Here is a 13,186-nt window from a genome sequence, read left to right as displayed (position 1 = left end):
GGATGCCTTGAATGAGCAGTCGTTCCGTGTGGTTTTTTTCACGAGTATTCTGGGGTCTCCTCACCTTGAGCCTGCCTGTGGAGGTGGCGCTGGCGGCGCCTGGCAATTGCACGGGCCTGGGCCAACTGCCGGCGGTACTGGAGGTGGGTGAAGGTGCTCAACAGGCGATCCAATCGCCGGTACCGATTACGCGGCTGGCCATTGGCGATCCAAAAGTGGCCGACGTGCAGGTCAATGGCAACCAGGCGTTCCTGCTCACCGGCATCGCCTCAGGCACCACCAGCCTGATGGTCTGGACGGCCTGTTCCAGCAGCCCGCGCCAGAGCATGGTGTTCGTCCAGGGCAAGGCCACGTCGGCCCTGACCAGCCTGGCCCTGTCGCCGTCCGATGACCCGACGTTGCCCAGCCAGGTGCAAACCGACATCCGCTTTGTGGAAGTGAGCCGCACCAAACTCAAGGAAGCCAGTACCTCGATCTTTGGCCGGGGTGGCAACTTTTTGTTCGGCGCCCCCAACAATGTCGCCAACGCGGCGGCCACGGGATTTCGCGGGCTGCCGGTGAACAATGACACCTTCAACATCGGCTTCGGCGGCGGCCGTGTCTCGGCCATGATCAACGCCCTGGAAAGCAGCGGGTTTGCCTACACCCTGGCCCGTCCGAGCCTGGTGGCGCTCAGCGGGCAAAGTGCGACCTTCCTCGCCGGTGGTGAAGTGCCGATCCCGGTGCCCAGCAGCGGCAGCAACACCATCTCCATCGAATACAAGGAGTTCGGCATCCGCCTGACCCTGACCCCGACCGTCATCGACCATGGGCGAATTTCCCTGAAGGTCGCGCCAGAGGTCAGTGAGCTGGACTACAGCAACGCCGTCACCATCCAGGGTATCTCGGTGCCGGCGCTGACGGTCAGGCGCACCGACACCAGCATCTCCCTGGCCGACGGCGAAAGCTTCGTGATCAGCGGCCTGATCAGCACCAATAACACCTCAAGCGTCAGCAAATTCCCCGGCCTGGGGGACATCCCGATCCTCGGTGCGTTCTTTCGCGACTCCAACGTCAGCCGCCAGGAAAAAGAGCTGCTGATGATCGTCACTCCGCACCTGGTACAGCCGCTGGCCGCCAACGCCAAGCTGCCCTCATTGCCAGGAGAAAAACTGCGCAATTACGACCCGAACTGGTACCGCCTGTATTTCCTCGAAAACGGCAATTTCGATCGCCGCAGTGGACTGTCCGAATGAGCGAAAGCCTGAGCCAGACCTTTTTGGCAATTACCCGCAACAACACGGATCTGGAATGGCTTCAGGGGGCCCTCGCGCCCTTGGGACAAGTGGTCAGTGCCGGCGCCGGCAGCCTCGACGAACTGCTGGCACTGGTGGACGTGACGTTCGCCAACCTGGTGTTTATTGGCCTGGACCGTGAACACGTGACCACCCAGTGCGCGCTGATCGAAGGCGCCCTGGAGGCCAAGCCTCTGCTTGCCATCGTGGCCTTGGGCGATGGCATGGACAACCAGCTTGTGCTGAACGCGATGCGTGCCGGTGCGCGGGATTTCGTCGCCTACGGCTCGCGCGCCAGTGAGGTTGCCGGCCTGGTTCGGCGCCTGAGCAAACGCTTGCCGGCCGTCACCCCGAATGCCCACCTGGGCGGGCTGACCGTACTCTACGGCACCCAAGGCAATGCCGACGGTGCGCTGATCGCCAGCCACCTGGCGCTGGTGGTGCAAAAAAGCGGGCAGCAAACGTTGTTGCTCGACCTGGGTCTGCCACTCGCCGACAGCCTGGCGCTGCTAGGGCTGGAAAGCTCCTTTCATTTCGGCGACGCCCTGCGCCACTTGCGACGCCTGGACTCCACCCTGATCAACAGCGCCTTCACCTCGGCCGAAGCCGGCCTGCGCATCCTCGCCTATCACAATAACGATGAGCCGCTGGACCGTACCAGTGCAGCCGAGCTGTATATGTTGCTCAGTGCCCTGCGCCAGCACTTCCAGCACATCGTGGTGAACCTGACCGGCCAACCCGACAGTGAAGCCTTGCGCACCTTTGTCAGCCATTGCGACAAACTGCTGTGGTGTACCGACCAAAGCGTGCCGGACTGCCGCCGCAACCTGGCGGTACTTAACCTGTGGCGAGAAAAAGGCATGAAGCTGGACCATGCCCGGCTGCTGGTCGACCGCTACCTCAAAGGTGCCGCCCCCGACTCGGAAGCGCTGGGCAAAAGCTTCGGGCTGGAAGTGATCGCCGTGTTGCCCTGGAGCCCGGAAGTTCGCCTGAGTGCCAAAAACCAGGCGCAGACCTTGTTCTCCCTGGCCCCGCGGGAAAGCCTGACGCAAGCGCTGCGTGCCTTGGGCGAGCGCCTGGCAAAACGCTCCGAAGGCCTGGCAAAACCCTCTACCAACTGGCTTAACCGCCTTCTGGGGACCAAATGAACGGCGAGAAGCTGTTTGGCGTTACCCCGCGTGGCAGCGCCGGCAACACCGATCACGACGGCCTGAAACTGGTGCTGCATCGCTACATCATCGATGCCATCGAAGAGTCGGGAAAAAACCTGTTGGAGAGCACACGCCAATCCCTGGCGCAGTTCGTGATCGACAAGGTGGCCGAATACATCACACGTATGCACCTGGCGATTTCCCGCTACGAGATGGAGCGCCTGGCCGAAGAGATCGTCGATGAACTGACCGGTTTCGGCCCGCTGGAAGTGCTGCTGCGGGACCCGACGGTCACTGAAATCCTGGTCAACGGCCCGCACCGGGTGTTCGTCGAGCGCGATGGCCTGCTGCAACAAAGTGATTTGCGCTTCATTGACGACCACCATGTGGAGCGGGTCATGCAGCGCATCCTTGCGCCCCTGGGACGCCGGCTGGATGAGTCGTCGCCGATGGTGGATGCGCGCCTGCCCGACGGCAGCCGGGTCAATGCGATCATCCCGCCGATTGCCCTGGACGGCCCCTGCCTGTCGATTCGAAAGTTTCGCAAAGACATGCTGAAAAGCAGCGACCTGGTGGCCATGCAAACCATCGACCAAGGGATTTTCGAATTCTTCCAGGACGCCGTCGGCAAGCGCTGCAACATCCTGATCAGCGGTGGTACTGGCACCGGTAAAACCACACTGCTGAACATTCTCAGCCAGTTGATCAACCCTCGCGAACGCCTGGTCACCATCGAAGACGTGGCCGAGTTGCAACTGGTCCATCCCCACGTTGTGCGCCTGGAAACCCGCCCGCCCAACGCCGAGGGGCATGGTGAGGTGAAAGCCAGTGACTTGATCCGCAACGCCCTGCGGATGCGGCCCGACCGGATCATCCTCGGCGAGATCCGGGGCGTAGAAGTCATCGATGTGTTGACCGCCATGAACACCGGCCACGACGGCTCGATGAGTACCGTGCACGCCAACAACGCCCAGGACGCCTTGCTGCGTCTGGAAACCCTGGTGGGCCTGACCGGGCGGGTGGTGGCGGAAAAAACCCTGCGGCAAATGATTTGCGCGGCGCTGGATGTGGTGATCCAGCTAACGCGCCTGCCCGATGGCCGCCGCTGTGTCAGCGAAGTGGTGGAAGTGGTGGGCATACGCGAGGACGTGTACGTCACCAATACCCTGTTTCGCCACGACAAGCGCACCGGCTTCGGCTTCCTGCGGGAAGCGGTCAATCCGGCCGGCGACAAGTTGCGCCAAGAAAGTCACCTGCCGGTTTAGGAGGCCATCCGATGATCGGTCCGATTCTGCTCGCCCTGCTGGCTGTGGCCCTTCTGGTGCTGGGGATAGGCCTGATGCGCAACGGTTTGCGCAAGGCCCAGACCGACCGGGTGTTGGAACGCCTGGCGGAAGGGCAACCCCAGGCCCTGAAAGACAACACAGTAGCCACCCGCCTGGAACGCACCTTTATCCGTGCAGGCCTTGGCAGGCCGACCGAACGCCTGGGCCTGTGGCTGAGCCTTTGGGCCTTCGGCGCCCTGCTGGGGTGGCTGGCAGGTGAGTGGATAGGCCTGTTTGTCATGGTGGCGGCACCGCCCTTGGCACTGCGCCTGTACATCGCCGTACGCTACCAGCGCCGGCTGCGCCGAATGATCGAGCAATTGCCGCAGTTGCTCGACCACGCGGTGCGCAGCCTTAAATCCGGACGCACCCTGGCGGACGCCATCCTGAGCGGCATCGAGGCCAGTGACGACCCGTTGAAAAAATCCATGGGCCGTATCAAGCGCAATGTGCAACTGGGTGTCAGCCTGCCAGAGGCCGCTCATGACTATGCCGAGTTTTATGAACAGGATGAACTGCGCCTGTTTGCCCTGGGCCTAAAGGTCAACCACCGCTACGGAGGCAACGCCAGCGATCTGCTGGAAAACCTGATCAAGATGATTCGCGAGCGCGACCAGGGCGCGCGGCAATTACGCGCCATGACGGGTGAAACCCGGGTGACCGCATTGGTGCTCGCAGTGCTGCCGGTGAGTGTTGCGGGCTACTTCCTGATCGTTAATCCGGTGTACCTGATGGCAATGTGGGATGACCACAGCGGGCAACGCCTGATGCTCGGTGCGTTCGCCTTGCAAGTCATCGGCTGCGTGGCGCTGTGGCGCATGTTGCGGAGTATCTGAGATGGCGATAGTGATCAGTGCCGTATTGTTTCTTGCCGCGCTACTGCTGCTGGTGGCCAATATCTTGAGCAGTCGTCGTCAGCAACGCCTGGTCACTCAACGGCTGCAAGGCGAGCCAAGCCGTAACGACAAAATGAGTGAGTGGCTGCACCAGCTGGGCAGCACCCGGATCGGCCAGCGCACCGTCAGCCTCGATAATGAAACCCAAGCCCTGCTCAACCGCATGGGCTGGAGAAAGGCCAGCCAGCGTTCGATGTTCGCCGCCTGCCAGATCGCTTCACCGATACTTCTGATGGGCCTGACCGCGCTGGCACTGGAGCTGTTTTTTTCCGGCACCGAGCATGGGTGGGTGATCCCCCTGCTGGCCCTGATCATCGGCTACCTGCTGCCCAAGCGAATCCTGGTTTCACTCGCCAAACGGCGCCAGGACAAAATCGCCCGGGAAGTGGCAACCTTCATTCCCCTGGTGCGCATTCTGTTTGAGTCAGGCATGGCCGTAGAGCAGGCGCTCAGGGTCATGGCCTACGACGCGCAGAAACTGTTGCCGGTGCTCACCGCCGAACTGCGCCTGGTGCTGGCGCGCGTCGATTCCGGGTTGGAGTTGGGCGAGGAACTGAACAAGGCCAGCGAGATGCTGGCCGTCGATGAGCTCAGCGACACATGCCTGATCCTGCAGCAACTGCTGCATCAGGGCGGTGGCGCGATGAAGTCGCTGCAGTCGCTCAAGCAACTGCTGGATGACCGGCGCCTGACCCGCTTGCAGGAATACATCTCCAAGATGTCCGCCAAGATGTCCGTCGTGATGATGCTGTTCCTGTTTCCCGCGCTACTGATCGTATTGGCCGGCCCTGGCTTTATCGCCATTGCCAAAGCCTTCGCGCCTTGAGAGGACATGCAATGAAGAGATTGATGATCGCCTGCAGCCTGTTGTTGTTAGGCGGTTGTGCCAGCAACGGGCAACTGCCGTGGGCGGGCTTCAGCGCGCAAGGCAGTTGTGCCAAGCCCAATTCCAATCAGGAGTTGTCACTGAACCTGGCCGACGACATGGCCAACGAGGGCAAGCTTCACGCCAGCCTGGCCAACCTGCAAAACCTGCCGGACAACCTGCCCCAGGTACGCCAGCGCCAAGCCAAGGTGTACCGCCTGCTGGGCAGAAGCGAAGCCGAACCGCTGTACCGCAGCCTGCTCGGCACCTGCATGGCCGCCGAAGGCGAGCACGGCCTTGGCCAGCTGGCGGCTGCCAGGGGTGACAACGGCCAAGCCATGGCGCACTTGCAACGCGCGGCCAGGATGTCGCCCACCGACGAGAAAATCCGTAACGACCTGGGCGTGGTGTACCTCAATCAGCGACGCCTGGAAGACGCACGCTTTGAATTCCTCACAGCCATGGAGCTCAAGCAGAGTGATCAATTGGCGGCCATCAACCTGGTGACGCTGATGATCTACCAGGACAACTGGGAACAGGCCGCACAAGTGGCCAGCCGCATGGGCCTGAGCCCGGAACAAGTGACGCAAGCCCAGGCCCGGGCGCAGCAACTCAAGGCGCCGGCCTCAACGACGACACCGCCAAAAGATCAGGTCGCAACCGTAAGCGACGCACTGCAAGCGCCGGTCAAATAGGTTTGAAGGGAGTACACAGGATGAAACTCACACCGCTCGCCACTCTGCTATTCGCCAGCCTGCCGCTGACGGCGCTGGCTATTGAACCTGGGCCTTCCTCGCCACAGCAAAAACAGACCGAAGGCTGGCTGCAACTGCAAGTCAGCGGCGAACGGGCATCCTCCAACCCACAAAAGGCCACGCCCGCTGAACGCGACCTGGTCATGCAACGCCTGCTGGAGAGTTACAAACACCCTATTCCTGAGTATTACGACCAGAAACAGGGTGGCAGCACCCCAGGCGGCGGCAGCAGTAATTAGTGGGCCGTCACGCGCTGGCGCGCCGGTGAGTTATTCGGCGATAGCGCCAGCGCCAACTGGGTGCGGTTGTGCATATGGGTCAGGCGCAACACCTGGGACACGTAGAGTTTCACCGTGTTTTCGGTGATGCCCAGCTCACAGGCAATCTGATAGTTGGTCTGGCCCTTGCCTACCAGCCTGGCGACATCCAGTTGGCGTGGGGACAACTGATTGAAGATCGCCGGTATTTCAACGCGGTCAATGTCGCTGACTTCGCCATCGGCTTCATTCGACAGGGTCGATTGCGGACTGCTGCGCACCTTGTCGAGGTCATGATAAAGATCGTCGATGGACGCCGAGAGAAACTGCAGCTTCTGGTTCAGATGCCCGAGGTCGAGGTTTTTCTGCCGGTCTTGCAGCGCCACAACCTGGCGTTGCAACCCTTCAAGCAATTCGCCCAGATTGATGGGCTTCTGGTAGTAATCGGCAATCCCGGCACGCAGGGCCTTGATCACGTCTTGCTTGTCCGCACGCCCCGTCAACATGATGGCCTCAAACACCCGTTGCTTGCCGGCCAGACGTTGCAGGGCCTGGACCAGTTCGATGCCATCCATGTCCGGCATATGCAGATCGCACAGCACCAGGCCGATCTCGGCATCGTCGCGAAAACGCTCGATGGCTTGCTGGCTGGAGGCACAAGGGACGCAACGGTAACCGTTGCTTTCAAGAAATTCGCAAAGCTCTTCCACGATCAGGGGCTGATCATCGACAACGAGCACTTTCACTTCAGATATAAGCTTGTTCACGCGCTACTCCATGCCTGGGCAAGCCAAAGACCGACCAATCCATTCCGACCACTTTCCTATACAACATACTCATAAACGTAGACGTACTTTCCTACTATGTACATAGCGATAGCCTACGTGGCGACTAATGGGATCCAAAGCCAGGCCAGGCAAAACCCGACCCATAAAAACGGCACGAACGGCTGTCTGGCCGAGCGTTCCGGGTGCAGGTACTGCAAGGTGTTCTTAAGCCCTTGATTCATCAGCGGCCACAGCCTCGGGGCCAGCAGCAGCCAAGCCGCGCTGGCGAGGCCTGCACCGATAAAAGTGCCCAATACGTAGAGGTAGTTGGTCGCCAGCCCCAATGCCGCGATCAACTTCACGTCACCGGCCCCCAGACGGCCCAGCGCGTAACCCGGCAGGGTAAACAACAGCGCCAGGGCAAATGCCCCGCCACCCTCGGCGGCGGGCGCGCCGAGCCAGGTGGTACCGCTCCAGAGCAGGTAAACCAGCGCCAGCAAGCCTGCGCCGAGGGTCAAGCGGTTAGAGATCTGACGTAGACGGATATCTTGCACAGCGCACAGCGCCAGCCAAACGAATAGGACGAGGCTTTGAATCACGTAAAAAAAATCCCTTTTTGCTGATTGATTCTATGCTGATATCAGGTAGTGGTAGTCAGGGTAGACGAGTCATGAAAAAAGGCCTCCCTAGAAAGCAAAAAGGTGCCGCCGCGCTGGAGTTCGCGATGGTCTTCATGATTTTTTTTGCCGTGTTTTATGGTCTGGTCAGCTACAGCCTGCCGTTACTGCTGATGCAGTCCTTTACCCAAGCCGCCGCTGAAGGCGTAAGGCGTAGCGTCGCGCTGGACCCCTCCACGCCAAGCTACACAACGGCACTGCCCCAGCAGGCCGTCACGGCGGCCCAGGCACAATTGTCCTGGATCCCTTCCCAGTTCAAATTCCTGCCCACGTATGTCACGGCAACCTATAGCGCGAGCTCGCTGCTGACAGTGCAAATCAACTATCCAACGTCCAGCCTTCAGAACGTGTTGCCGTTTCTGGTACTGCCAGGCTTTGGGACCGTCCCCGCCCTGCCTCCCACGCTTTCGGCCCAATCGAGCATGCAGTTTTGACCTCAGGGGATAAATTGTTCGGCCGCCTGCTCGGCCGTGGCAACCACCTGGATGCGGACGCACCCGCAGCGCTGCCCCCCACCGCCGCCTTGTTGTTCTACCTGGACGCCCAGGGCCGGGTGCTGGACATCCACGGCCCGCTGCGCCATCGACTGGAACAACCCGCCGCGCAACCGCACCAGCCTGCCTTGCTGCTCGACTACCTCACGCCGATGAGCAGCCTGGTGATCGAAGGCACGCCGGGCGACTGGCAGGGGCAAAGCCTGGACCTGGAGTTCAAAGGGCTTGCCGGGCAAACCCTGCATACCCGCGGCTGGGTTCAACCCGAGGGCAAGGCTTGGCTCCTTCAATTGCTGGACATTGGCGACCTGATTGCCCATCGCCAACTGACTCAGCGACGCGAACACAATCAGCGCGTAAACGACCAGATCAGCGAGCAACTGCGGGTCTGCAGCCTGACGCGCCTGCCCGAGGTGCTGCAAGACACTCTCCAGACCATCTCCCAGCACTGGCACATCCCCTGCACTGCCATTGCCTTGCTGGACGAACAGGGCCAGGAGTGGTGTATCCAGGGCTGTTACACATCCCACGACGCTCCGGCACTCTGGAGCAACGGGCAAGCCCTGGGCGCCAGCCTCGACAGCCTGGGCGGTACAGCGCCGGTGAGCCTGGGGGTAAACCGAGGCCACAGTGACCACCCGCGCCTGCAAGGGCTGTTTGGCAATACCGATGGTTTTCTGGTGCCCTATCACGATGGTCATGGCGTGGGTGCATGGTTGCTGTGCGGCCTTTATAGCCGCCAGGAACCCACCAGCGACCGTGACTGGCTGCAACTGACCGCCGCCCTCGCCGCACCGTTGCTCGGCCGCCTGCGCGAACAGCACCATCAGCAGCAACTGGAGCGCCTCGACGCCCTGCAAGGACTGCTCGGCACCGGCTGGTGGGAACTGCCCCCACACAGTGAGGACATTGAACTCGCCCCGCAGTTGCTGCACACCCTCAACCACGGCGAGTCCACCACACGGCTCTCGTTGCCGATGTGGCTCAAGCTGATTCACCCGGCCGACCGGGAAGAACTCGCCAGCCGCCTGCAAGACCTCAAGACCCTGGGCAAGCCGCTGTCCACCAGCGTTCGCCTGCAACCTACCGACCCGACGCAAAACCCCATCTGGTACCGCGTACAGGGGCAAGCGCTGGGCTCGGGCGGGCACCGCCGCCTGGTGGGCTTCATGCTCGACATCAGCGATATCAAAAACCAGGCACAACAGGCCGCCGCCGCCCACGCACGCCTGGACAACCTGATCGCCAGCTCCCCGGCCGTGATCTACGTGCAGCGCTACGTCGAAGGCACGCTGCAACCGGTGTTCTTCAGCGACAGCCTGCTGCCGCTGCTTGGCCGCACCCTGGCTGATTTCACCCCGGCGACGCTGAACCAATGGATCCACCCCGAAGACCGCGACCTCTACTTCGACCGTACCCGCCAACTGCTGCGCGAAGGCAGCGTGCGCAGCCGCTACCGAGTGCTCGACAAACAGGGCGATTACCACTGGCTGCTGGATGAAGCCCGGCTGCTACGCGACGACCTGGGCTTGCCCGTGGAAGCCGTGGGCCTGTGGCTGGATGTGACCGAGACCACCCTGGCGGCGCAACGGGTCAAGGAGAGCGAGGAACGCTATCGAATCCTGGTGGAAGACTCCCCAGCGATGATCTGCCGTTACCGCCCGGACCTGACCCTGACCTTCGGCAATACTCCCTTGGCCAATTACATGGAGTGTTTGCCTGAACAACTGCCGGGCATGAACCTCAGCCAGTGGTTGTCCGAAGAACAACGCGAGGCATTTGTGCAGCGCATCCGGCAGTTGACCCCGGAGTTCCCCGTGAGCACCGCCGAAATCAGCCTGCAACTGCCGGGGCGCACACATGCCTGGTGGGTGTGGTCGGACCGGGGCGTATTCGACGAACAGGGCCAGTTGCAGGAAGTGCAGGCCGTGGGCCGCGACAACACCGAAGTGCGCCGCTCCCAGCAGCAACTGACCCAAAGCGCCAAAATGGCCACCCTCGGCGAAATGGCCACCGGCCTGGCCCACGAGATCAACCAGCCGCTGAATGTGATGCGCATGGCCATCGTCAACGTGCTCAAACGCTTGAGCAACGGCGATGCACAGATCGACTACCTGACGGAAAAACTCCAACGCATCGATTCCCAGGTCCAGCGAGCCGCCCGCGTGGTGGACCATATGCGCGTGTTCGGCCGCCGCTCTGAAGTCGAACAACAACCCTTCAACCCGGCGCAGGCGGTGGAAGGCACCTTGTCGCTGCTCACTGAAGGCCTGCGTGGCAAAGGCATAGAACTGCGGGTGACGCAGACGGACATTGCGGTGCAGGTCAAAGGCTACGTCGACCAGTTGGAGCAGGTGCTGATCAACCTGATGGTCAACGCCCGCGATGCCCTGCTGAGCAAGCGCGAACACGACCGCGACCTGCGGCCGTGGATCTCGGTGCAGATCGAACACGACAGCCGTCACGTGCGCATCTGGGTCGAGGACAACGGCGGCGGGATCGACCCACGGCTGCTGGAGCGGATTTTCGAACCGTTCTTCACCACCAAGCCGATTGGCGTGGGCACCGGCCTGGGGTTATCAGTGAGCTATGGCATTGTCGAGAACATGGGCGGCCGGTTGAGCGTCGCCAACAGTGAACATGGGGCGAAGTTTTGTGTGGAGTTGCCGCTGGTGAGCGAGGTTTAGATCACCAGGTACGCATTACCCGAGTGGCAACTGAGGTTGGCGCCCACGCCGACCTGGTTAAGGTCGACTCCCAGCCCCAGCAACAGGGTATTCACCAACGAATTGATCAAGGGTATCAGCGTGGCATTCAACACGTTGAGCAGCAGCGTGGTCACACCACTCAACACGGATCCTAGCCCACCGATCAGGTTGCCCAGCACGTTCGCGTTGCCGGGGGTAGGCCCGTACATATTCAGGTTAAGCCCGGCCGTCACGCCGTTCACCGGATCGGTCAGGCCGCTGACGATATTGGTGGTGCTGTAGCTGGAGTAATATGGCGGCTGGGAAATCTCCGGCAAATTCGGCGATTGGTAGGTGTAGGGAATGTTGTAAGTACCGCCTACCTGAATATTGGCCGACAATCCCAAACCACCGCCTACGCCCGTGACCACCGGATTGCAGAACACAATTAACGTGCAGGTCTTCGTACCGATATCGACGATCTTCAACGGCGTCACCACCACCGTAGGGGGTGTAGGGCCAGTGCCGAAAACGCTGCTGCTGGCAATCTGGCCCATCCGCAGATTGACCAGTGATGTGTTGGTGGCCGTGGTCAGGGTTTTACTGGTCGGGCTGGCGCAGCTGTAACCTGTGACCCAACTGGCGGCACTCGCCGCATCCAGCTCGATATCGATACCCACCGGCGGCGGCAGCACTTGCAACACCGGCGACGTACACGAGACCGCGCAGGTCAACGAATTGATCACCCCGACCAGGTTCAGGCTGAGCAGCGCATCCAGGGTGCCCAGCAACGGGCTCGCCAACCCGTTCACCGCGTTCGTCAGCGTGGAGACGGTGTTGAGTATCGGCAGGTTAACCGACAGCTTCGTGCGTAACTGAGCCGTTTGGACGTAAATCCGGTTTGGGCCGGTCATAGGATTCTGCCCGGGCGCCGTGGCAAGCGCCGGGTTACCGATGGCCGACAGCTGTGGCGGCTGCAACACCTGGACGCTGGCAGTGATTTGCGCCACCCCCGGCAAGTTGATGGGAAAACTGGCCACTAGGCCGTTTTGCTTGTTGGCCAATTGCACGAACCCCTGAATCAGATCGAATACCCGCATGTTGACCGCCAGGGCGGCGACGCTGGCACCACTCTCCACCGACAGCACATTGCCCAGCACCACCGTGGTCGCCCCCGCTGCGACTTTAAGGGCCTGCAGGCTGGCAATGGTCGCGGTGGCCGACAATGTATGCGTGGGGTCCAGCACATTGATTGCCGACTGAATCAGTTGGCCAACCGCGATGGTGTTGCCCAGTACCTGTGTATAACCACCGGCCGTCAGCCCCAGGTCGAGCTTCAGTTGGTTCAGGTAACTCAGCAAAGAAATGTTGGTGTTGATCAGGCCGTTCCAGCCCGCCACCGAGAGGTTCACAGCGCCACCCAACAATCCGCCGGTCAGCGCGTTAAGCAGGGGCGCGTTATTCGTATCCACCACCAACGCCGTGCTGCGAATGGTCAATGACGCCAGCGGTGGCCCCAATGCGGCGACCGCCACTGCACTCACCGTCGTCTGTGCGGCCACCGCGGTACCGTTGACCATATTCCATATGCCGCCGGCAACGCTGGTCGCCACAGTCTCGGAGGCCACCACCTGGATCGCATCGTTTTGGCTGGCGTTGGCGCTGAACACCCGCTGATTGCTGGCATTGGTCACCAACGTGCCGCAGGTGACCACCAGTGCCCGGGTGTTGGCGACTATCGTGAAGCCATTGCGCGTGGCGTTCTGCGTGGCGTAATCGTTGGCCGTGGTGCTCGATGCGCATTGCCCGCCCCGATTGGCAGCTTCCAGGGCTGCCGTATCGGCCACGGACTGCAACTTGCGCTTTTCCACGTACAGGCGACTGCTGTCGATGACCAGCAACAGGAATAGCAAGGCCATCCCCAGGGTCAGGGCCGCCATCAGGCCAATCGCACCGCGTTGCCTTGCAGGCCCGCCCTGGCGACCGGAACGAAGTCGAAGAGACATCGAGCACTCCTTTGCCGGCACACTGCCGAGCG

Annotated in this window: 12 protein-coding genes; 9 read left to right on the top strand and 3 right to left on the bottom strand. The window is 61.5% G+C overall.

What is annotated here, in order from left to right; translation table 11 throughout:
• Positions 1-11: 11 nt before the first annotated feature.
• Genes D109_RS0120090 through D109_RS0120060 form a run of 7 tightly spaced genes read left to right on the top strand, consistent with a single transcriptional unit; the run spans position 12 to position 6,505 of the window.
• Positions 12-1,235, top strand: a complete 1,224-nt coding sequence (locus tag D109_RS0120090; RefSeq protein ID WP_017478450.1) for a type II and III secretion system protein family protein — start codon at positions 12-14, stop codon at positions 1,233-1,235.
• A complete protein-coding gene (locus D109_RS0120085) occupies positions 1,232-2,422 on the top strand; it encodes a protein TadZ (RefSeq protein WP_017478449.1) in 1,191 nt (396 codons plus the stop codon). The genes D109_RS0120090 and D109_RS0120085 overlap by 4 nt, the downstream gene beginning before the upstream one ends.
• Positions 2,419-3,690, top strand: coding sequence for a CpaF family protein (locus D109_RS0120080; RefSeq protein WP_017478448.1), 1,272 nt, complete (start codon positions 2,419-2,421; stop codon positions 3,688-3,690). Before D109_RS0120085 ends, D109_RS0120080 begins: the two co-directional genes overlap by 4 nt.
• Before the next feature lie 11 nt (positions 3,691-3,701).
• Positions 3,702-4,586, top strand: coding sequence for a type II secretion system F family protein (locus D109_RS0120075; RefSeq protein ID WP_017478447.1), 885 nt, complete (start codon positions 3,702-3,704; stop codon positions 4,584-4,586).
• Position 4,587: 1 nt separating this feature from the next.
• Complete coding sequence (locus D109_RS0120070; RefSeq protein ID WP_017478446.1) at positions 4,588-5,472, top strand: type II secretion system F family protein; 885 nt, start codon at positions 4,588-4,590, stop codon at positions 5,470-5,472.
• Positions 5,473-5,483: 11 nt separating this feature from the next.
• Positions 5,484-6,206 (top strand): tetratricopeptide repeat protein, encoded by a 723-nt coding sequence (locus D109_RS0120065; protein ID WP_026078100.1) that lies wholly within the window; start codon positions 5,484-5,486, stop codon positions 6,204-6,206.
• A gap of 20 nt (positions 6,207-6,226) precedes the next feature.
• Complete coding sequence (locus D109_RS0120060) at positions 6,227-6,505, top strand: DUF3613 domain-containing protein (protein WP_017478444.1); 279 nt, start codon at positions 6,227-6,229, stop codon at positions 6,503-6,505.
• Here the strand turns inward: D109_RS0120060 and D109_RS0120055 are convergent.
• Positions 6,502-7,290 carry a response regulator transcription factor gene (locus tag D109_RS0120055; RefSeq protein WP_017478443.1) on the bottom strand — a complete coding sequence of 263 codons (789 nt, stop codon included), beginning with the start codon at positions 7,288-7,290 and terminating at the stop codon, positions 6,502-6,504. The genes D109_RS0120060 and D109_RS0120055 overlap by 4 nt on opposite strands.
• A gap of 113 nt (positions 7,291-7,403) precedes the next feature.
• The gene (locus D109_RS0120050; protein ID WP_026078099.1) at positions 7,404-7,889 is read right to left on the bottom strand and encodes a prepilin peptidase; all 486 of its coding nucleotides are present in this window, start codon (positions 7,887-7,889) and stop codon (positions 7,404-7,406) included.
• A 71-nt stretch (positions 7,890-7,960) separates the two neighbouring features.
• Between D109_RS0120050 and D109_RS0120045 the strand changes: the two genes are divergently transcribed.
• Both D109_RS0120045 and D109_RS0120040 read left to right on the top strand, forming a co-directional pair.
• Positions 7,961-8,401 carry a TadE/TadG family type IV pilus assembly protein gene (locus D109_RS0120045; RefSeq protein ID WP_026078098.1) on the top strand — a complete coding sequence of 147 codons (441 nt, stop codon included), beginning with the start codon at positions 7,961-7,963 and terminating at the stop codon, positions 8,399-8,401.
• A complete protein-coding gene (locus D109_RS0120040) occupies positions 8,398-11,148 on the top strand; it encodes a PAS domain-containing sensor histidine kinase (protein WP_017478440.1) in 2,751 nt (916 codons plus the stop codon). The genes D109_RS0120045 and D109_RS0120040 overlap by 4 nt, the downstream gene beginning before the upstream one ends.
• Here the strand turns inward: D109_RS0120040 and D109_RS0120035 are convergent.
• Positions 11,145-13,154 carry a pilus assembly protein TadG-related protein gene (locus D109_RS0120035; protein WP_026078097.1) on the bottom strand — a complete coding sequence of 670 codons (2,010 nt, stop codon included), beginning with the start codon at positions 13,152-13,154 and terminating at the stop codon, positions 11,145-11,147. The genes D109_RS0120040 and D109_RS0120035 overlap by 4 nt on opposite strands.
• Positions 13,155-13,186 lie beyond the last annotated feature (32 nt).

This window comes from Pseudomonas sp. PAMC 26793 (assembly GCF_000313235.1).
Lineage (GTDB): Bacteria > Pseudomonadota > Gammaproteobacteria > Pseudomonadales > Pseudomonadaceae > Aquipseudomonas > Aquipseudomonas yamanorum.
The sequence above is the reverse complement of the archived record's forward strand: the minus strand, read 5'-3'. Positions and strand labels throughout refer to the sequence as shown.